The following is an 18,571-nucleotide window of genomic DNA, read 5'->3' as shown; positions in this document are numbered from 1 at the left end:
CGTTCGTCCTCAGCAGCGAGTTTTCACAGTCCGAATCGACCGGTAGGACGTGGTTGATCCCGGCGGACGAGGGGGTCACTCGATGAATCGTTCGATGCGGTCGAGCGCCTCCTTGAGGTCGTCCATTCCGGTCGCGTAGGAGACCCGAAGGTGTCCGTCACCGCCCGCTCCGAAGACGGAACCGGGCACGACGGCCACGCCGGTCTCCTCTAACAGCGCCTCGGCGAACTCGTTGCCGTCGTCCCACGGGCAGGCCGGGAACGCGTAGAAGGCTCCCTTGGCGCGAAAGCAGTCCAGGCCCATCTCCTCGAACCGCGAGAGGACGAGTTTCCGCCGGCGGTCGTACTGAGTGCGCATCTCCTCGACGGCCCCGTCAGAGGACTGCAACGCCTCGATCGCGGCGTGCTGGGCGGTCGTCGGCGCGGAGAGCATCGTGTACTGGTGGATGCGATTCATCGCCGTGATCGCCTCCGTCGGACCGAGCGCGTATCCCAGTCGCAGTCCCGTCATCGCGTACTCCTTCGAGAAGCCGTTGAAGACGATAGTTCGCTCGCGCATCCCGTCGAGCGTAGCGATGGAGGCGTGCTCGTGTTCGTAGGTGAGTCCCGCGTAAATCTCGTCCGAGAGGACGGCGAGATCGTGTTCGCGGGCGAAGGCGGCGACCTCTTCGAGTTCGTCGCGGGTCATCGTCGCGCCGGTCGGGTTGTTCGGGTAGCAGTAGACCAGCACCTCGGCGTCGGCCGCGCCGCTGGCCTCCAGCACCTCGTAGGTGAGTTTGAAGTCGTCCTCGCGGCGGGTCCGGACCGGGAGCACCTCCCCGCCCGCGAAGGTCACTCCCGGCGCGTAGGAGACGTAACAGGGCTGGGCGACGGCGACGGTGTCGCCGGGTTCGATCAGCGTCCGGAAGGCCAGATCGATCGCCTCGCTCGCCCCGGCGGTGACGAGAATCTGGTCGTCGGGATCGTAGGTGAGATCGTACCGGCGATCCATCGTCTCCGCGATCAGTTCGCGTAGCTCCCGCTTGCCGCGGTTCGCGGTGTAGGAGGTCTTACCCTGCTCCAGGGAGGTGATCGCGGCGTCGCGGGCGGCCCACGGCGCCGAGAAGTCGGGTTCGCCGACCCCCAGCGAGATGATGTCGTCCATCTCCTCCGCGAGCTCGAAAAAGCGCCGGATTCCCGACGGCGGCACCCGTTCGACGCGGTCTGCGATCTTCATGGTGAGACTGAGAGGCGGTCGTCGTCGCTGCCGTCACCGAACTCGATGCCCTGTTCCTTGTAGGTGGTCATGACGTAATGCGTGACCGTCTGGGTGACTTCGGGGACGGGTGCGACCTTGTTGCTGATGAAGCTAGACACCTCGCTCATCGAGTCGCCCTCGACCTCCATCATGAAGTCGAAATCGCCGCTGACGAGGTGGAGCGACTCGACGTTGGGGAACTTGGCGATGCGCTCGGCCACGTCGTCGTAGCTGGTCTCGCGGTCGAGCGTGATGTTCAACTCGACGACCGCGCGGATCGTCTCCTCGTCCAGTTGCTCGCGGTCGACGATTGCCCGGTAGCCCTTGATGACGCCCTCGTCTTCGAGATCATCGATGATGGCCTCGATCTCCGACGGATCGCTGTCGGTCTGGCGGGCGATATCCTCGACGCTGTACCGTGCGTTTTCGCGGAGTAGCTCCACGACTTCGTCGGAGAGGTCCATATCTGAAAGCACTGGAGTACGCACAAAAACGTTGCTATGGTATGCCAGGAAGCGCCACGCCGTCCTCGACCGCGCACTCCCGGTGCATTAAGGTGGCTCGCGGCCGCACACTCCCGTATGGTCGCACTCGACTCCAAGGACGTTCTCGAACCGGGCGACGAGGCACCCGATTTCGAGCTACGGGGAACCGACGGCGAGAGCTACAGCCTCGGGGATTTCAGCGAGTACGAGGGCCTGCTCGTCGTCTTCACCTGCAACCACTGTCCGTACGCCAAGGCCAAATTCGAGGAGATGAACCGACTGGCCGAGGAGTACGACGACATCGCCGTCGTCGGGATCAACCCCAACGACGAGACGGAGTACCCCGAAGACGACTTCGAGACGATGGTCGAACGCGTCGAGGAAGGGACGATCCAGTGGGACGCCTATCTCCGCGACGACGAACAGACCGTCGCCGCCGAGTACGGCGCGATGTGCACGCCCGATCCCTTCCTGTTCGCGAACCGCGACGGCACCTTCCGGCTGGCGTACCACGGCCGACTCGACGACGCCATGAACCCCGACGACGACCCGGAGACCCGGGAGATGCGGGACCACATCGAGAATCTGCTCGCCAACAAGCCGGTCAGCAACGACTTTAAACCGTCGCGGGGCTGTTCGATCAAGTGGCGCGAGGGCAACGAACCCGACTACTGGGACGCCTGAGATGGAGCCGCCAGGGCTCGGCGGCGAGACGCCGCTGATCGGGATGGTTCATCTCCCGGCCCTGCCGGGCGCACCCGAATACGACGGGTCGCGAGCGGCGATCCGCGATGCGGCCTGCGAGGACGCACGTGCGCTCGCCGCGAGCGGCTTCGACGCCGTGCTGATCGAGAACTTCGGTGACACGCCGTTCTATCCCGACTCGGTCCCGAAACACACGGTAGCGGAGCTAACCGCGACCGCGCGGGCCGTCGACGGGACGGTCGACGTACCCGTAGGCGTCAACGTCCTCCGCAACGACGCCGAGGCGGCGCTGTCGGTCGCGGCCGCGGTCGGCGGCGCGTTCGTCCGCGTCAACGTTCACGCGGGCGTCCGGGCGACGGATCAGGGCTGGCTGGAGGGAAGCGCCCACGAGACGATGCGCCTGCGCGAGCGACTCGATACCGACGTGGCCGTCTACGCCGACGTCGACGTGAAACACTCCGCCAGTCCGGTCGACCGAGACATCGGCGCGCTGGCCCGCGAGACAGTCGAGCGCGGACTCGCAGACGGGCTGATCGTCTCCGGACCCGAAACGGGGGCGGCCGCCGAGGGCGAGACGCTCGAAGAGGTCGTCGCCGCCCGGGACGACTGCGCCCCCGAGGTACCGGTGCTGGTCGGGAGCGGAGTCACCGTCGACAACGCCGCGGCGCTGTTGGAGGTTGCTGACGGGGCAATCGTCGGGACGGCAGTCAAAACAGGCGGCGTGACGACGAACCGCGTCGACCGCGAGCGGGCGTCGGCGCTCGTCGAGCGCGTCCGGAATTAGATCTGTTCGAGCCACTCGGCGGCCTGCGACTCGCTGGTCTCCGCGATGTCCGCGAGTTCGTCGGCGGTGTGCTCGGTGAGATCTGCCGGCGTCTCGATGCCGGCCTCGCGGAGGCGGTCAGCGTAGGTCGGACCGATCCCCTCGATCGATTCGAGGTCCGTAGCCTCGCCGTCGCTCGCTTCGTCGTCGCTGTCGCTCTCCGCGTCGTCGGTCGACTCGACCTCGATACTCGCGGCGGCCTCCTCCTGCATCTCGCTGACGCTGGCTTCGGCGTCGTCCTTCGAGACCTCGTGGAACCAGTCGCAGACCTGCGGCCAGACTTCGGCGTGGGTCGATCCCGAGACCGACATGCCGATGTGGCCCGTGGGGTACTCGATGGTCGTGATCTGCTCGTCGGGCGTGCCGACCACGTCGTTGAACGGCTTCGATGCCTCCGGCGGGATGAGGTGGTCGTACTCGCCCATGATCTGGAGGATCGGCACCGTGATCTCGGTGACGTCGACGTGTTCGCCGTCGAGTTCCATCTCGTTTCGGTAGAGGCTGTTGCTCTGATAGATCTCCCGGAGGAACTCGACGTAGGCGTCACCGGCCAGATCGATCCCCTCGTCCAGCCAGCGCTCCATCCGGGCGAAGTTCTCGACGAAGTCGTCGCTGTCGAGGTTCTCGAAGAGGGTGATGTACTTCCGGACGTAGTTGTCGACCGGATCGGTCATCTTGAAGCCGTCGTCCAGCATCGTCGACGGGACGTTGCCGTAGGTGTCGACGACGGCGGCGGGATCGTAGTACTCCTCGCTGCCCCAGCGTTCGAGCACGCCGCCGGTGTCGTCGAAGTACAGCCCGGCGGCCATCAGCGCCAGCGCGTTGACCTTCTCGGGGTACAGCGCCGTGTAGATGGCGCTGAAGGTGCCGCCCATGCAGTAGCCGAGGATGTTGATCTTCTCCTGGCCCGAGCGGTCGCGCACTTCGTCGACGCAGTTGTCGACGTAGCGGTTGATGTAATCGTGCAGGCCGAGGTGCTGGTCGAGCCGCGAGGGCTCGTTCCAGTCGATCATGTAGACGTTGTGGCCCGCTTCCAGCAGCCGTCGGACGACGCTGCGGTCCGGCTGGAGGTCGAGGATGAACGGCTTGTTGATCAGCGCGTAGACGATGAGGATGGGCACCTCGTTTTGCTCGTCCTCGGGAACGTCGATACCCGCCTCTTCGGGCTGGTAGTGCAGCAGTTCCAGTTTGTTCTCCTCGTAGACGACCTCCGACGGGGTCATCCCGACGTCGATGTTGTTGATCGTCTCGGCCTGCTCTGGCAGGCGGGCGGCGTTTTCCGTCGCGTCCGCGATAGCGTCGAGCGTGTTCGTGTGCGCGTCGAGCGCAGCGCTGAATGGATTGTAGGACATGGTTATTCCTCAACTGCGTCGAGGATGCGGTCGAGTTTGTTCTCGACCTCGTGCTGACGGCGTTCGAGTTCGATCAGGCGTTCGCCGACCTCCTGAACGTCCTCGTTGGTCGCGATCCCCATCGTCGCCAACTGATCCTCGGTCATCTCGGTCATCTCCTCCTGCATCTCCATGACCTGCTGGACGAGTTGGCCGTTCGCGTGGGCGAACGCGGTCGTCGAGAGCACCTCCGAGAAGGCCTCGTTCGCCGAGCGAAGCCAGATGTCACGGAACTCCTGGGGCGCGACGTCCTCCCCCTGTGCGGCGTCGGCCGTCCGCTCGAAGGTCTCCTCGGCGGCGTCCATCCAGACCTCGTAGGCGTCGGCCATCCCCTCCATCCCGTCTTCCATGACCTCGTCGTCGGGCAGCGAGGAGTCGAACGACCCCATCCACGACTCCATCAGCGCGCTCTGCGCTTCGAGGTTCTTCTCGAACGATTCCGCAACGGCCTCGTTCATCTGCCCAAACAGGTCTCCCCATTCTTGTTGCTGATTGCTCATCACTGCGTTCTATGTTGGCAAGATATATAAACGCCCGGCTATTTCCGAGCTATTCCGTCAGGCGAAGTTCGATGCCATCAACGCCCGTAAGAAGCCACTGACTGTCGTTTTGTACCGTCCCGGATTGCGAGCGCGGGCGCTATGCGGCGTCGTGGTGCTTTCGAGCGGAGATTGCAGGAAAGCGCGAACTTACTCCTCGACTTGCTGTTGGACATCCTCGACCTGAGACTGGAGCTGGTCGAGCTGTTCGGTGAGCTCTTCGGCGGTCTCGACGGACTGTTCTTCGAGTCCCTCGTGAGCGTCGATCAGCATCTCGAGCTGGTCGTCGAGCGTGTCGAGATACTCGGAGACGAGGTTCTCGTAGCTCTCCGCGCCGTCTTCCATCTCCGCGGTGAGCGTCTCGAAGGCCTCCTCGTGGTTGTCGAGCAGCTGATCGAACTGCTCGTCGACGGTCTCTCGCATCTCCGCCGTGGCGTCTTCCGAACCGGGGATGTTCGCCTCGACGGTGTCGAGCGCGTCGAGCACCGCGTTGCGCTGGAGTTCGACGACTCGCCGCTGGGCGTCTTCCTGACCGTCCAGACCGCCGACCAGCGCCCTGTTGAAATCCTGCTGGAACTGGATCCCCTGTTCGAGCGCCTCCTGGCTCTGTTTGATCGTCTGGCGTTGCAACTCGAAGGTTGCCGTGATCGGTGACGTGTAATCGACCATCGTTTGTGATCAGTCGTCGTCTCTGTTTCGTTTGACCGGAACGACAACGGCCTGAACGATGTCCCCCTCCTCGATGTCGAGCGTCTCGCGCTCGGCGTCGGGAATGCTGATCCGACCGCCGCTTTGTACGCGCGTCTTGAACGTCGCGGTCTGGCTCATCGCTCCGAGCTGGTTCATGTCCATCCCCCCGGACATCCCGGCACCGAGCATCTGCTTCATCAGCTCCTGCTGTTTCTCGACCGCCTGCTCGCCTGTTTCCGTGAACAACTTCATCATATTCGGCGGCCACGCCGGGCCGTCACTATCGTCTGACATCTGTTGGTTGGAGGTAGCTCTTGCCGATGCATAAAGGTTGTGCGTTCTGCCACAGGGAACCATTAAGCACCATCTAATGTCGTTCAATCCGTCGGCGTAGCCGTTCCGTCCATCGGTTTGTCCCGGCCGACGACGTGGGAAAACCGCCGGCCGCCGGCGTCTCAGAAACGATAATGTAACCTCAGTCTTTATTAGCCGCTACCACCAATCGGCAAAGGATGAGTACTGACTGGTACGGTAATCCATTCCTTGACACGTGGGCAGAGACGTCCACACAGATGGTCGAAACCGCGATCGAAGCCAACCGCGCGGCTGTAGAAGCCTGGAGCCTCCCCGAAGACGAAGACGACGCGGAGCCGGAGACGCCACCCCTCGACCGGATCGAACCGGCGAAGGATCTGCCCGAGTGGCACGCCGAGATCAGCGCCGACGACCCGACGGAACTCTCGGTCGGTGATACGTTCACGTTCACGAAGACGATCACCGACGCCGACGTGAAGAGTTTCGCCGCCGCCAGCGGCGACACGAACCCGCTGCATTTGGACGACGATTTCGGCAAGCAGACCCGGTTCAAGGGCCGCATCGCTCACGGAACGCTCGTCGGCGGACTGATCAGCGCCGCCCTCGCTCGCGTCCCCGGTCTGGTCATCTACCTCTCACAGGATCTGGAGTTCCACAGTCCGGTTCGGATCGACGACCGCGTCTCCGCGGAGTGTGAGATCGTCGAAGACCTCGGTGACAACCAGTACCGGCTCCGAACCCGCGTGCTCAACGGCGACGATATCGCAATCGACGGGGAAGCGGTGATCCTCATCGACGACGCACCCGACGAGGAGTAACTACGCGGTTCGTACCAGCAGACCGGTTTCCCACGGAGACCGCCCCGAGAGGGCACTCTCAGCGCCGCCTATTTGTACTTCTACTTATATATCACTTCAGATAGACTGTAAATCGGCGGTGCGCTCCTGTGGCTGTGAGCGGAGTCGGATCGTTATAGCGGTCCCGCCGAGCGGTCCGTCGCCGACGGTGATCGTCCCTTCGGAGTTGCGGACGATCCAGCGGGCCAGCCAGAGCCCGACGCCGGTGCTGTGGCTGAGTTGGGTCTCCGCCTCCGCCGTCAGTACCTGCCGCTCCATCGGCGGCAGTCCCGGTCCGTTGTCCGCGATACGGACGCGGGTTTCCTCGGAGTCTGCCGTGACAGCGACTTCGATACGCTTGGGATCGTCGTTGTGTTCGATGGCGTTATCGAGGAGAGTGTCGAGCGCGTACGGCAGGAGTTCGTGGCCCAGAACGGGAGCGGACTCGGGAACCGTCGCGTCGATGTCGACCGACTGGTGAGTGTCTCGAAGGTGATCGATCCGATCGGCCAGCAGGTCGGCAATGTCCAGTTCGGTCGTCTCCGTGTCCGCCTCTAACTGTTCGGCGCGTCGGGCCGCCTCGCTCAGTTCGATGATCCTGTCGAGGTGGGTCTGAATCGTCCGGACGTGCTCGGTCTCCGCCGTCGTCTCCTCCGCGAGCATCTCCAGATGACCCTGGGCGACGGTGACCTCGTTGCGGATGTTGTGACGGAGGACGCGGTTGAGCACCGCGAGGCGCTGTTCGCGGCGTTTCTGTTCGGAGATATCGCTGATGACGAAGGCCGCACCGCCGAACTCCTCGGTCGACGGTCGGAACGGGGCCGCCCAGAGCCGAACGTCGAGGACGCCCCCGTCTCTCCGGCGGTGTCGCGTCTCGATCCCGTCGAGACGTTCGCCGGCTTCGAGTCGGGAGAGAAACTGCTTGCCCTCCCCTGGAGCGGCGCACAGTCGCGTGTACGGTTGCTGCTGGATCTCGGAGTCCGCCCAGCCGAACGCCGACTCCGCGCCGTCGTTCCACAGTTCGATCCGACCGTCGTCGTCGACGATGCAGATGGCGACCGGGGTCGCTTCGATGATCGTCCCGTAGCGTTCGAGCAGGCGCTCGACGGCCGTGACGAGCACGTCGACCTCCGCGCGCGTTTCCATGTGGGCATCGAACACGGTAACGATATCCGAGAGCAACTGCTGTGCGAGTTCGTTCCGGTCGGTCTCCGCGTTCGTCCGGTAGGCGTCGAGCAGCGCCGCGCTGACGTCGCCGTGTTCTCGCTCTGCGAGCACGCGAAACAACGTCCCGACGAACTGCTCTGCGTGGTCCGACATTTTAGGCCAGCCTAAAACACTCGGCGGATTAAAAGCCGCGGTTGGCGACCGTTCGGTGATTCGACAGGCGGGGCGACGAGCCCGCACCGTTTTCAGCCGCCGGGACGAGAACGACGTATGGACGACCGAGTCACCGAGCACGCACGGACGCTCGTCGATTGGAGTGCGCGGATCGACGCGGGCGACGATGTCGTCGTCTCTGTGGGCGAGGGCGCACACGACCTGGGCGTCGCCGTCGCCGAGGAACTCGGCAAGCGCGACGCCAACATGGTCGTCACCTACGCGTCCGAGGAGATGAGCCGCGCCTACCAGCGCGCACACGATGGGGCGTTCGCCGCCGACCCCGAGTACGAACGGGCGCTGTACGAGCAGGCCGACAGCGTCCTCTCACTCCGGGGAACGCGCAACACGAGCGCCAGCGCGGACATTCCCGAGGAGACACAGACCGCGTACGCGCAGGCCCGGGAGGGGATCAGGGAGGCCCGACTCGACACGGACTGGGTATCGACGGTTCACCCCACGCGCGCGCTCGCACAGCAGGCGGGAATGAGCTATCAGGCTTACCAGGAGTTCGTCTACGACGCGATCCTCAGAGACTGGGCGGCGCTGGCCGAGGAGATGGACCGGCTCAAACAGCTACTGGACGACGGCAGCGAGGTGCGTCTGGTCAAAGACGACCGAACGGATCTGACGATGTCCATCGAGAACCGGACCGCGGTCAACAGCGCCGCGAGCGTCGCCTACGACTCCCACAACCTCCCCAGCGGCGAGGTGTTTACCGCGCCGGCGGACACCGCCGGGCAGGTCGTCTTCGACGTGCCGATGACGATCCGGGGCACTCGGATCAGGGACGCCCGACTGGTCTTCAAGGACGGCGTCGTCGTGGATATCGACGCCGAGGCGGGGGAGGACGTACTGAGAGCAATCGTCGAGACCGACGGCGGGTCCGAATGCCTCGGGGAACTCGGAATCGGCATGAACCGCGGGATCGACCGGGTGACCGACCAGATACTCTTCGACGAGAAGATGGGCGGGACCGTCCACCTCGCGCTAGGACGGGCCTACGAGGCCTGTCTCCCGGAGGGCGAGTCGGGCAATCAAAGCGCCGTCCACGTCGATCTCATCACCGACATGCAGACCGACGGAACGAGGCTCGAAATCGACGGCGAGGTGATCCAGCGCGACGGCTACTTCCGCTGGGAGGACGGCTTCGAGGGTTAGGACGGGACGGCGACGACCGTCGTCGGGGCGTTTTTCAGGACTCGCTCGGTCGTGCTCCCGAGGATCTCGCCCGCGGACTCGCTCGCTCCCCGTTTCCCGACGACGATGGCGTCGGCGTCGACCGCCTCGGCGTAGGAACTGATCTCTCGGGACGGGGCCCCCTCCGTGATGGTCGTCTCGTAGTCGACGTCGGCCGTCTCCGCCCGATCCGCGACGGCGGCGATCGCCTCCTCGGCCTCGCTTCGGTCGCCGCCGCGGTCGAACTTCTCGGCTTTGCCTGAACGCCGGTGCATCGGCAACTCCTCGATCACTGCCAGGGCGTGGAGCATCCCCTCACTCGCCGTCAGTTCGACTGCCTCCGCTGCTGCGGTCCGAGACTCGTCGCTCCCGTCGACTGGGACGAGAACGGTCTCGTACATCATCACAGGCTACGTCGAGACCGAGATTAATTATTTTGGATTGTCACGACTCGGACGAATCCAGGAACCGGGCCTTGAGACGCCCTCACGTGGCAAACAAGCTTTTTTCTCCGCGCACCTCCTGGGAACAGGTCATGAGCGGTATCGAGGTCGGCGACGAGGACGACCCCTTCGAGCAGCAGCGGGAGAACATCGAGAACCCGATGAAACGGCTGTTTCTCGTCTACGGTGCCAAATACAAGGGGTCGCTGATCGTCGGAATCGTCGCGAGCATCTTCGCACGCCTGTTGGATCTGGTCCCGCCGATCCTGCTCGGATTCGCCCTGGACGCGGTGATCCGTCAGGACAAGAGTTTCGCCGCAATCTGGTTCGTCCCGGATTCGGTGATTCCGGGCGATCCGCAGGGCCAACTCCTCCTGACGGTGGTGTTGATCGCCGGGGCCTTCTTCGTCGGTGCGCTCTTTCACTGGGTGCGTAACTGGGGGTTCAACGGCTTCGCGCAGAACATCCAGCACGACGTGCGGACCGACACCTACGACAACATGCAGCGGCTGAACATGGACTTTTTCGCCGACAAGCAGACCGGCGAGATGATGTCGATTCTATCGAACGACGTCAACCGCCTGGAGCGGTTTCTCAACGACGGGATGAACTCGATGTTCCGGCTGAGCGTGATGGTGCTCGGCATCGCCGCCATCCTCTTTTATTACAACTGGCAACTCGCGCTGGTCGCGCTGCTTCCGGTGCCGCTGATCGCGCTGTTCACCTACGTCTTCATCCAGATCATCCAGCCGAAATACGCCGAGGTCCGCTCGACGGTCGGGAAGACCAACTCCCGACTGGAGAACAACCTCGGCGGCATCAAGGTGATCAAGTCCTCGAACACCGAGGAGTACGAGTCCGACCGCGTCGAGGAGGTCAGCCAGGACTACTTCGACGCGAACTGGGACGCCATCGGCACCCGGATCAAGTTCTTCCCGGGGCTGCGCGTGCTCGCGGGAATCGGTTTCGTCGCCACCTTCCTCGCCGGGGGACTGTGGGTGCTCGAAGCCGAGGGCCAGGCGCCCTGGATCTTCACCGAACCGCTCTCGACCGGCGAGTTCGTCACCTTCATCCTCCTGACCCAGCGGTTCATCTGGCCGATGGCCCAGTTCGGCCAGATCATCAACATGTACCAGCGCGCCCGGGCCTCCTCCGAGCGCATCTTCGGGCTGATGGACGAACCCTCCCGAATCGAGGAAGACCCCGCCGCGAAGGATCTGGACGTGACCGCGGGCGCAGTCGAGTACGAGAACGTCGACTTCGGCTACGACGACGAGCAGATCCTCTCGGACATCACCTTCGAGGCCGACAGCGGCGAGACGGTCGCGCTCGTCGGGCCGACCGGTGCCGGGAAGTCGACCGTGCTCAAACTGCTCTTGCGGATGTACGACGTCGACGACGGCGAAATCCGAATCGACGGCCAGGACGTCCGTGACGTACGGATGTCGAGCGTCCGCCGGGCTATCGGCTACGTCGGCCAGGAGTCGTATCTCTTCTACGGCACCGTCGAGGAGAACATCGCCTACGGCTCCTTCGACGCCTCCCGCGAGGAGGTGATCGAGGCCGCGAAGATGGCCGAGGCGCACGATTTCATCGAGAACCTCCCCGACGGCTACGAGACGGAAGTCGGCGAGCGCGGCGTCAAACTCTCCGGCGGCCAGCGCCAGCGCATCGCCATCGCCCGGGCCATCCTCAAAGATCCCGAGATTCTCGTCCTCGACGAGGCGACCTCGGACGTGGACACGGAGACGGAGATGCTGATCCAGCGCTCGCTGGACGACCTCAGCGAGGACCGGACGACCTTCGCCATCGCACATCGGCTGTCGACGATCAAGGACGCCGACCGGATTCTCGTCCTCGAAGACGGCGAGATCGTCGAGCGTGGCACGCACGACGAACTGCTCGCTCAGGACGGGCTCTACGCGCACCTCTGGGGCGTGCAGGCCGGCGAAATCGATCAACTCCCCGAGGAGTTCATCGAGCGGGCCTCCCGTCGACAGGCCCGCACCCGGGTCGACGACTGACCGCTCCGGGGCGTTTATTCCCTCACGGGGACAGGGTACGACCATGCTCGTTGCCGTCTCAGACACGCACCGAAGCGACGACCCCGGACTGCCCGCGCCGATTCGGTCCGCAATCGAAGACGCCGACGTACTCCTCCACGCGGGCGATTTCACCACCCCATCGGTCCTCGAGAGCTTCGAGCGGATCGCCCCCTCACTGGTCGCCGTCGCCGGCAACCGCGACGTGCAGGCGGTCACAGACCGGCTCCCGGCGACGACCACGACGGAGTGGGCAGGTCGACGGGTGCTCCTCGCACACGGCCACGAACACGACGCGACGGCGCTGTCGCTTCTGGCCCGCCAGGAGGACGCCGACCTGATCGTCACCGGTCACACCCACCGTCCGGTGATCGATACTGTCGGGGAGATCCCCCATCTCAACCCCGGCAGTTACGCCGATCCGCGGCGGTACCGGCCGGCGTACGCGACAATCGAAGAAGCCGGCGAACAGCTGCGGATCAGTTTGCGGAGCCCCGAGGGCGAGGAGTTCGAGCGCCGACTCGTCTGAGCCGGGAAAAATAGGAAGAAACTTAACACCGGGAGGGCAAGCACAAACTGCGTGCGCGGGTGGTCTAGTCTGGCATGACAAGGGCCTTCCAAGCCCTTAACCCGGATTCAAATTCCGGTCCGCGCACTCCCATTACTCCGCGTCCGTCACCGCTCGCTCGACAGTCCCTCGTACCGTCTCGACGAGGGCGTCGACGTCGTCGCTTTCGGCGTACACCCGGATGTACGGCTCGGTGCCGCTGGGTCTGACCAGCGTCCACTCGCCGTCGGGGAGATCCAGCCGAACGCCGTAGTCGGTGTCGACGGTCGCCTCGGGGAAGGTCTCCGGGAGTCGGCCGTGCAACCGCTCCATCACGGCCGCCTTCCTGTCGTCCGGGCAGTCGACGCTGACCTTTCGGTAGGGACGCTCCGCGACCGGGTCGCGAAGCGAGTCCAGCCCCTCCTCGGCGACCAGGCGGCTGAGGACCGCGGCGGAGACGACGGCGTCGATCCACTCGCCGAACTCGGGGTGGATGTGTTTCCACGGCTCCGCGGCGAAGACGACGGTCGTCTCGTCGGTTCCGGCCTCCCGGACCCGCGCGATCCCCTCGTGTAACGCACCGAGTCGGACGCGCTCGACGCGACCCCCGGCGGCCGCGACGCGCTCGTCGATCCGCCCCGAGGCGTTCGGCGTCGTGACGACGACCGGATCGCCCGCCTCGCTTCTATCGACGTAGTGTTCGGCGACGATGGCGAGAATCGTATCCTCGTGGACGACCTCGCCGTCGCCGTCGAGGATCACGATCCGGTCGGCGTCGCCGTCGTGGCCGATACCGAACGCTGCGGGACCGTCAGCGACGAACCGGGAGAGGTCGGTGAGCGTCTCGGCGGTCGGTTTGCTCTCCCGGGCGGGAAACTGGCCGTCGACGTTGGCGTTCAGAGCGCGCACGTCCGCGCCCAGCGTCGTCAACACCTGTGGAGTCGCCAGCCCCGCCATACCCGTTCCGCAGTCGACGGCGATACGGAGATCCGCCAGCGGCGCGCCGACCCTCTGAGCGTACTCGGTCACGCTGTCGCGGTAGGCCGCCAGCGGTTCGATCTCCTCGCTGGTCCCCCACTGGTCGTGGGAGGCCTGGTCCGGTCCGGAGTCGACGAGTCGTTCGATCTCGCGCTCGGCCGCGCGGTCGTACTCGGTGCCGTCCGCGAACAGTTTGATGCCGTTGTCCTCCGGCGGGTTGTGACTGGCCGTGAGCATGAGTCCGTGTCGGCCTCGCGAGGCAAACGCCAGCGCCGGCGTCGGTAGCTGTCCCGCGCGGCGAACGTCGAGTCCGCCGCTGGTGAGTCCCGCCTCGGCGGCGCCTGCGAGTGCCGCGCCCGTCTCGCGGCCGTCGCGTCCGATCACGACCGGGCCGTCGCTCGGGTCGAGTCGCGCCGCAACCGCCTGTCCGACAGCCAGCGCCAGCCCCGGCGTTACCTCCGTGACCGGGCCGCGAATCCCTGCCGTCCCGAACAAGTCCATATCCGACCTACCGGCCCCTCCCATTTATGCCGTCGGGTCCGTCCGGTTTTGGCCGACGGTCACCACGCGGTCAGCGCCGCTCGACCGTGAGTAGTGACGAGAATCCCCAGAAAGGCCCCGGTGCCGGTCAGCGCGAACGCACCGCCGACGTAGAAGACCGCGGACATGCTGACCTCGACCATCAGCCAGCCGGCGATCAGCGGCCCCAGCACCGAGCCGGGCCGCCAGACGAGTTCGCGGACGCCGAAACTGGACGCGACGCCACCGTTGTCGGTTCCCTCGTCGGCGAACAGCGCCATACTCGCCGGCTCGCGGAACGAGTCCGCGACCCCGAGCAGTCCCGAGAGAGCGACAAGCGGGAGGTACGCCGCCGGGACCGGACCGAGGACCGGCAGGGCCGTCGCCGTGCCGAGACGGGAGCCGAGCGCGTCGGCAAAGGGGACGGCGAGCGCGACGAGTCCGTACGCGGTGCCGCCGGCGAAGACGAACAGCGCGCGGCCGTAGCCGTCCGAGAGCTGACCGGTGAACAGCTGTCCGACCATGTTCGTCGCCTTCTCTGCCGTGACGGTCACCGCGACGGCGATACCGGCGACCCCGAGTCCACCCGAAGCGACGGCGGTACCGGCGTAGATGGGAACCCACGTCCGGACGATCGTCACGGCGAAGGCGTACTGCGCCCGAAAACTCGTCATCGTCAGAATGCGGCGGTTGACCGCCAGATCCGAGAACGGAAAGCCCTCGATTCGGGTCGGGTCCTGATCGAGCAGCGCGTACAGGCCGACCCACGCGACGGTCAGCAACACGACGATGATCGCGAAAATCGGGGCGAATCCGAACAGATCCAACAGCCAGCCGGCCGACAGTGATCCGAGGATCGAGGCGAGAAACGAGGCGGCGTTGGCCCGCCCGATCCGTTCGGCCCGCGTCGCCGTCGTGGCGAGTTCCCCCACCAGCGAGAGAGTCATCAGCCCGGCACCGGTGACCGCGACGCCCTGCAGCGCCCGGATCAGGATGAACGACGCAGAGGAGTCGACCAGCGGGAACAGCGCGTATACGCCCGCGCCGAGGCCGAGAACGACGAGCAGGACGGTCCGTTTATCGAAGCGATCGCCCGCCCACGCCAGCGGGACGACCGCGAGCGTCTGTGCCAGCGTGAAGCCGGTCGTGTACATCCCGATGATGAACCCAGCGCTGACCGTCAGCCCGAGAATCGTCGTCTCCTGTGGCTGGAGCGTGTTGATATACGCCGGCAGCAGCGTGAGCAGCGTGATGAAGCCGAACCCTTCTGCGAACCGCGTGAGGTAGAGAACGAGAAACTGGATGTCTTCTCCCTCTCGGCGGACCCCATCCTCTCGCTCGTCGTGCACACTGGGAGTGTTCGATTCGGTATAAAAACGGTTGCGATTCGAGAGCGGTAGACGGCGATCCGGCGAGCGGTTTCGGGTGGCCGCCTCGTCGGTGTGAGTGACCGACCGCCGGGTCGCGGTGACGGGACCGCGCGGAGCGTGCGCGGCGGCCGCTACACGCCCCAGATGAGGACCAATCCGGCCGTCGTCACGACCGCGAGCAGCAGTTGCAGCGGCGCGCCGACGCGCATGAAGTCCGTGAACTTGTACCCGCCGGGACCGTAGACCATCAGGTTCGTCTGGTAACCGATCGGTGTGAGCATCGCCGTCGACGCGCCGAAGGTCACCGCGAGGATGAAGACGAACGGATCGGCCCCGATTTCGCTCGCCGCCTCGACGGCGACCGGGATCATCAGCACGGCGCTGGCGTTGTTGCTGACGACGTTCGTGATCAGGGCGGTGAAGAGATAGAACAGGCCGAGTACGAGCGGCGCGGAGAGCCCGGTCGCGGCGACGAGAATCACGGCGGCGAGCCACTCGGCGGCCCCGGTCCGCTCCATCGCCACGCCGAGCGGGATCAGCCCGGCGAGCAGGAAGATCACGCTCCAGTCGACCGACGCGTACACCTCCTCCGGTTTGACACAGCCGGTGGCGACCATCGCGACGATACCGGCGAGCGAGGAGACCAGAATCGGGAGAATTTCCAGCGCGGCGAGACCGACGACCGCCGCGATGATCGCGAGTGCGACCGGGATTCGCTCGTAGCGGAAGTCGGGGAGGGTGAGTTCCTGTGCGACGATGAAGTCGCGGTCGTTGGCGAGCCGTTTGATCGTTCGCTCGGAGGCCTGGACCAGCAGTGTATCGCCGCCGCGGAGTTTGCGCTCGTCCATCCGCGCGTGGATCACCTCGCCGCCGCGGCGCAACGCGAGCACCGTCGCGTCGTACTGATCTCTGAAGCTCAACGATTCGAGCGTGCCACCGAGGATCGACGCCCCCGGCGAGACGACGATCTCGACGAGTCGCTGCTCGGCGTCCGGCTCCATCCCCGCCTGCTCGGCCCGGAGCGTGTCGTCGGTGACGGGAGCATCGGGCGCGAGATCCAGGCCTTCGGTCTCGATGAAGGTGAGGATGCTGTCCTGATCGGTCCGGAGAACGAGAATGTCACCGGGCCGGATCTCCTTGCGGGCCAGCGGTTCGGTGAAGGCCTGTTCGTCGCGGATGAGTTGGATCACGTCCGCGTCGACGTCGAGTTCAGCGAAGCTCTGGTCGACAGTCTTGCCGACGAGATGGGAGTCCTCCGCGACGACCACCTCTGTGAGATACTCCGCCATCCCGAACTCCTCGATCAGTTCCTCGCCCATCTTGATACGCTCGGGAATCAGCAGCCGACCGACGGTGGCGAGGTAGACGACACCGGTCACGAGGACGAGCACGCCGAGTTGGGTGAACTCGAACATCGAGAACGGCCGGCCGATCAGTCGGGCGGAGAGATCCGAGGCGAGGATGTTCGTCGAGGTGCCGATCAGCGTCAGCATCCCGCCGAGCATCGCCGCGTACGAGACCGGGATGAGAAGCTTCGAGGGGGAGATTCCGGTGCGCTCCGAGAGGGTGTTCACCATCGGGATCATCACCGCGACGACCGGCGTGTTGTTGATAAAGCCCGCCGTCCCCCCGGAGAGTCCGAGGACGGCGAGCAGTTGTTTGTACTGGCTCGATCCGTACCGTTCCGCGATTTCGTTGCCGATGATGTTGATCAGCCCCGTCCGGCGGATCCCCTCGCTGATGACGAACATCGCCAGCACGGTCAGCGTCGCCGGACTCGCGAAGCCGCTGACGCCGGTCTCGGGATCGACGCCCGTCCACGGCTCCAGGACGATCAGGCTCACGAGGACCCCGACAGCGACGATATCGATGGGGACGGGTTCGATGACGAACAGCACGAGCGCGACCCCGATAATGACAAACAGAAGCAGTATCTCGGGCGTGAGCGGCGGGATGTCTCCAGTCTGGGCGAGGACGACCGAGTCCATCTACAGTCCAGCAGTCACAGTACGATGAAAAAACCACGTGGTACGTACGGGATTCACTGCGAGAGGACCGACCGCGACCCGTATCTGAACGAACCGATCTCCTCGGAGTTGTCCGGTTCGCCGTCCGAGAGAGCCGTCGCCTCGGTACCGACGGCGTGGACGTACTCGACGGCCCTGGCCGGCCGTCGTTGCTCGTCGGCGTGGTACGCGTCGATGATATCCCGCAGATGTTCCTCGACTGTGACCCCTCGTTCGTCCGCCTCCGAGCGCAGCGCCGCTGTGGTCTCCGCTGGGAGGCGAAGCGTGAGTTCGTCCATACAGAGCCGTTGCGGAGACAGCTACAAGAAGCCACGTCAGCCAGTCGGCTGACTCCCGTCAGACGCTCAGATCTCGCCGAGTTCGTAGTCGTCGATATCGACGCCCTCCTCGGTCACCTCGGCGACGTAGATGCCGTTACCGGAACCGGTGTCTCGCTCGGCCGCGGCCTCGATGGCGGCGGCGGCGGTCGACCGCGCCTCTTCGAGGGAGAGATCCGGCTCGTAGCGGTCTTCCAGGGTCCCGTACGCGACGGTGAGGCCGGAACCGGTGACGGTGTAGTCGTCTTTCATGACGCCGCCGGCGGGGTCGATGCTGTAGACGTGGCTGCCCTCGTCGTCGACGCCGCCCAGGATCGGGTTGATCGCCAGAAACGGGCCGCCGCGGGCGAAGTTCCCAGCCAGCGTCGCCAGCGCCTGAATGCTCATCTGCCTGCCGCGGCGCGCTTCGTAGAGATTCGCCTCGGCGCGGATCGTCCGGATGAACGACTGCGCGCCGCCGACGGAGCCGACCAGCGTCAGCGCCGCCGTCGGGTGGATCTGCTCGACCTTCTGGACGTTCTTGTTCGAGACGAACCGGCCGCCGAGGCTGGCTCGCATGTCCGTCGCCACGACGACGCCGTTGTCGGTCGCGATGCCGATCGTCGTCGTTCCGGTCTTGTTGACCGCCTCCTCCTCGCGGTCACCGGCGGGAAGCGAACCGAGTTCCGGCTCCGTGGGGTCGGTATCGAACCGTTCGGTGTGCTGTCCGAGCGAGAACTGTGAATCGGCGGTGGGTTCCATTACCTACG

19 protein-coding genes and 1 tRNA gene are annotated in these 18,571 nt (G+C 65.2%); 7 read left to right on the top strand and 13 right to left on the bottom strand.

Annotated features, from left to right (window positions below):
- Positions 1 to 75: 75 nt before the first annotated feature.
- Both GRX03_RS08480 and GRX03_RS08475 read right to left on the bottom strand, forming a co-directional pair.
- On the bottom strand, positions 76 to 1,215 hold the full coding sequence (locus GRX03_RS08480; protein ID WP_159763781.1) for a pyridoxal phosphate-dependent aminotransferase: 1,140 nt from the start codon (positions 1,213 to 1,215) through the stop codon (positions 76 to 78).
- Complete coding sequence (locus GRX03_RS08475; protein ID WP_159763780.1) at positions 1,212 to 1,700, bottom strand: Lrp/AsnC family transcriptional regulator; 489 nt, start codon at positions 1,698 to 1,700, stop codon at positions 1,212 to 1,214. Before GRX03_RS08475 ends, GRX03_RS08480 begins: the two co-directional genes overlap by 4 nt.
- Positions 1,701 to 1,817: 117 nt before the next feature.
- Here GRX03_RS08475 and GRX03_RS08470 point away from each other — a divergent pair, with 117 nt between their 5' ends.
- Positions 1,818 to 2,405: a thioredoxin family protein gene (locus tag GRX03_RS08470; protein ID WP_159763779.1), complete on the top strand. Its 588-nt coding sequence runs from the start codon at positions 1,818 to 1,820 to the stop codon at positions 2,403 to 2,405.
- Position 2,406: 1 nt separating this feature from the next.
- On the top strand, positions 2,407 to 3,210 hold the full coding sequence (locus tag GRX03_RS08465; protein WP_159763778.1) for a BtpA/SgcQ family protein: 804 nt from the start codon (positions 2,407 to 2,409) through the stop codon (positions 3,208 to 3,210).
- Here the strand turns inward: GRX03_RS08465 and phaC are convergent.
- From phaC to GRX03_RS08445, 4 genes are all read right to left on the bottom strand, one after another.
- Positions 3,207 to 4,601, bottom strand: coding sequence for a class III poly(R)-hydroxyalkanoic acid synthase subunit PhaC (gene phaC, locus GRX03_RS08460; protein ID WP_159763777.1), 1,395 nt, complete (start codon positions 4,599 to 4,601; stop codon positions 3,207 to 3,209). The genes GRX03_RS08465 and phaC overlap by 4 nt on opposite strands.
- A 2-nt stretch (positions 4,602 to 4,603) precedes the next feature.
- Entirely contained in the window at positions 4,604 to 5,140 is a 537-nt protein-coding gene (locus GRX03_RS08455) for a poly(R)-hydroxyalkanoic acid synthase subunit PhaE (protein ID WP_159763776.1), read from the bottom strand.
- Between the two features lie 189 nt (positions 5,141 to 5,329).
- Positions 5,330 to 5,848 carry a hypothetical protein gene (locus GRX03_RS08450; protein ID WP_159763775.1) on the bottom strand — a complete coding sequence of 173 codons (519 nt, stop codon included), beginning with the start codon at positions 5,846 to 5,848 and terminating at the stop codon, positions 5,330 to 5,332.
- 9 nt (positions 5,849 to 5,857) lie between these two features.
- Positions 5,858 to 6,163 (bottom strand): AbrB/MazE/SpoVT family DNA-binding domain-containing protein, encoded by a 306-nt coding sequence (locus tag GRX03_RS08445; protein ID WP_159763774.1) that lies wholly within the window; start codon positions 6,161 to 6,163, stop codon positions 5,858 to 5,860.
- Between the two features lie 278 nt (positions 6,164 to 6,441).
- Between GRX03_RS08445 and GRX03_RS08440 the strand changes: the two genes are divergently transcribed.
- Positions 6,442 to 7,002 carry a MaoC family dehydratase gene (locus GRX03_RS08440; RefSeq protein WP_159764162.1) on the top strand — a complete coding sequence of 187 codons (561 nt, stop codon included), beginning with the start codon at positions 6,442 to 6,444 and terminating at the stop codon, positions 7,000 to 7,002.
- A gap of 96 nt (positions 7,003 to 7,098) precedes the next feature.
- Here GRX03_RS08440 and GRX03_RS08435 read toward each other — a convergent pair whose 3' ends face one another.
- Positions 7,099 to 8,340 carry a sensor histidine kinase gene (locus GRX03_RS08435; RefSeq protein WP_159763773.1) on the bottom strand — a complete coding sequence of 414 codons (1,242 nt, stop codon included), beginning with the start codon at positions 8,338 to 8,340 and terminating at the stop codon, positions 7,099 to 7,101.
- A 117-nt stretch (positions 8,341 to 8,457) separates the two neighbouring features.
- On the opposite strand from GRX03_RS08435, the gene GRX03_RS08430 reads away from it, so the two are divergent.
- Positions 8,458 to 9,561 carry an aminopeptidase gene (locus GRX03_RS08430; protein WP_159763772.1) on the top strand — a complete coding sequence of 368 codons (1,104 nt, stop codon included), beginning with the start codon at positions 8,458 to 8,460 and terminating at the stop codon, positions 9,559 to 9,561.
- Here the strand turns inward: GRX03_RS08430 and GRX03_RS08425 are convergent.
- A complete protein-coding gene (locus GRX03_RS08425; protein WP_159763771.1) occupies positions 9,558 to 9,980 on the bottom strand; it encodes a universal stress protein in 423 nt (140 codons plus the stop codon). The two genes, GRX03_RS08430 and GRX03_RS08425, sit on opposite strands and share 4 nt — an antisense overlap.
- Before the next feature lie 134 nt (positions 9,981 to 10,114).
- Between GRX03_RS08425 and GRX03_RS08420 the strand changes: the two genes are divergently transcribed.
- From GRX03_RS08420 to GRX03_RS08410, 3 genes are all read left to right on the top strand, one after another.
- Complete coding sequence (locus GRX03_RS08420; protein WP_159763770.1) at positions 10,115 to 12,046, top strand: ABC transporter ATP-binding protein; 1,932 nt, start codon at positions 10,115 to 10,117, stop codon at positions 12,044 to 12,046.
- Between the two features lie 43 nt (positions 12,047 to 12,089).
- Positions 12,090 to 12,593: a metallophosphoesterase gene (locus GRX03_RS08415; protein ID WP_159763769.1), complete on the top strand. Its 504-nt coding sequence runs from the start codon at positions 12,090 to 12,092 to the stop codon at positions 12,591 to 12,593.
- Between the two features lie 53 nt (positions 12,594 to 12,646).
- Positions 12,647 to 12,719, top strand: a tRNA-Gly gene (locus GRX03_RS08410).
- Positions 12,720 to 12,725: 6 nt separating this feature from the next.
- On the opposite strand, the gene GRX03_RS08405 is transcribed toward GRX03_RS08410, so the two are convergent.
- The 5 genes from GRX03_RS08405 to psmB all read right to left on the bottom strand — a co-directional run bounded on the left by GRX03_RS08405 (position 12,726) and on the right by psmB (position 18,563).
- On the bottom strand, positions 12,726 to 14,090 hold the full coding sequence (locus GRX03_RS08405; protein ID WP_159763768.1) for a phosphomannomutase: 1,365 nt from the start codon (positions 14,088 to 14,090) through the stop codon (positions 12,726 to 12,728).
- A 59-nt stretch (positions 14,091 to 14,149) separates the two neighbouring features.
- Complete coding sequence (locus GRX03_RS08400; RefSeq protein WP_368278202.1) at positions 14,150 to 15,457, bottom strand: MFS transporter; 1,308 nt, start codon at positions 15,455 to 15,457, stop codon at positions 14,150 to 14,152.
- A gap of 152 nt (positions 15,458 to 15,609) precedes the next feature.
- A complete protein-coding gene (locus tag GRX03_RS08395; RefSeq protein WP_159763767.1) occupies positions 15,610 to 17,466 on the bottom strand; it encodes an SLC13 family permease in 1,857 nt (618 codons plus the stop codon).
- 53 nt (positions 17,467 to 17,519) lie between these two features.
- On the bottom strand, positions 17,520 to 17,783 hold the full coding sequence (locus tag GRX03_RS08390) for a ribbon-helix-helix protein, CopG family (RefSeq protein ID WP_159763766.1): 264 nt from the start codon (positions 17,781 to 17,783) through the stop codon (positions 17,520 to 17,522).
- 66 nt (positions 17,784 to 17,849) lie between these two features.
- A complete protein-coding gene (gene psmB, locus GRX03_RS08385; protein WP_159763765.1) occupies positions 17,850 to 18,563 on the bottom strand; it encodes an archaeal proteasome endopeptidase complex subunit beta in 714 nt (237 codons plus the stop codon).
- Positions 18,564 to 18,571 lie beyond the last annotated feature (8 nt).

Origin of the sequence: Halovenus carboxidivorans, assembly GCF_009831575.1 — an archaeon.
Classification (GTDB): Archaea; Halobacteriota; Halobacteria; order Halobacteriales; family Haloarculaceae; genus Halovenus; species Halovenus carboxidivorans.
The sequence above is the reverse complement of the archived record's forward strand: the minus strand, read 5'-3'. Positions and strand labels throughout refer to the sequence as shown.

What these genes read in the sequence shown, in the direction of transcription:
- GRX03_RS08480 (WP_159763781.1), bottom strand. Translation starts at nt 1,215, where the DNA reads ATGAAGATCGCAGACCGCGTCGAACGGGTGCCGCCGTCGGGAATCCGG.
- GRX03_RS08475 (WP_159763780.1), bottom strand. Translation starts at nt 1,700, where the DNA reads ATGGACCTCTCCGACGAAGTCGTGGAGCTACTCCGCGAAAACGCACGG.
- GRX03_RS08470 (WP_159763779.1), top strand. Translation starts at nt 1,818, where the DNA reads ATGGTCGCACTCGACTCCAAGGACGTTCTCGAACCGGGCGACGAGGCA.
- GRX03_RS08465 (WP_159763778.1), top strand. Translation starts at nt 2,407, where the DNA reads ATGGAGCCGCCAGGGCTCGGCGGCGAGACGCCGCTGATCGGGATGGTT.
- phaC (WP_159763777.1), bottom strand. Translation starts at nt 4,601, where the DNA reads ATGTCCTACAATCCATTCAGCGCTGCGCTCGACGCGCACACGAACACG.
- GRX03_RS08455 (WP_159763776.1), bottom strand. Translation starts at nt 5,140, where the DNA reads ATGAGCAATCAGCAACAAGAATGGGGAGACCTGTTTGGGCAGATGAAC.
- GRX03_RS08450 (WP_159763775.1), bottom strand. Translation starts at nt 5,848, where the DNA reads ATGGTCGATTACACGTCACCGATCACGGCAACCTTCGAGTTGCAACGC.
- GRX03_RS08445 (WP_159763774.1), bottom strand. Translation starts at nt 6,163, where the DNA reads ATGTCAGACGATAGTGACGGCCCGGCGTGGCCGCCGAATATGATGAAG.
- GRX03_RS08440 (WP_159764162.1), top strand. Translation starts at nt 6,442, where the DNA reads ATGGTCGAAACCGCGATCGAAGCCAACCGCGCGGCTGTAGAAGCCTGG.
- GRX03_RS08435 (WP_159763773.1), bottom strand. Translation starts at nt 8,340, where the DNA reads ATGTCGGACCACGCAGAGCAGTTCGTCGGGACGTTGTTTCGCGTGCTC.
- GRX03_RS08430 (WP_159763772.1), top strand. Translation starts at nt 8,458, where the DNA reads ATGGACGACCGAGTCACCGAGCACGCACGGACGCTCGTCGATTGGAGT.
- GRX03_RS08425 (WP_159763771.1), bottom strand. Translation starts at nt 9,980, where the DNA reads ATGTACGAGACCGTTCTCGTCCCAGTCGACGGGAGCGACGAGTCTCGG.
- GRX03_RS08420 (WP_159763770.1), top strand. Translation starts at nt 10,115, where the DNA reads ATGAGCGGTATCGAGGTCGGCGACGAGGACGACCCCTTCGAGCAGCAG.
- GRX03_RS08415 (WP_159763769.1), top strand. Translation starts at nt 12,090, where the DNA reads ATGCTCGTTGCCGTCTCAGACACGCACCGAAGCGACGACCCCGGACTG.
- GRX03_RS08405 (WP_159763768.1), bottom strand. Translation starts at nt 14,090, where the DNA reads ATGGACTTGTTCGGGACGGCAGGGATTCGCGGCCCGGTCACGGAGGTA.
- GRX03_RS08395 (WP_159763767.1), bottom strand. Translation starts at nt 17,466, where the DNA reads ATGGACTCGGTCGTCCTCGCCCAGACTGGAGACATCCCGCCGCTCACG.
- GRX03_RS08390 (WP_159763766.1), bottom strand. Translation starts at nt 17,783, where the DNA reads ATGGACGAACTCACGCTTCGCCTCCCAGCGGAGACCACAGCGGCGCTG.
- psmB (WP_159763765.1), bottom strand. Translation starts at nt 18,563, where the DNA reads ATGGAACCCACCGCCGATTCACAGTTCTCGCTCGGACAGCACACCGAA.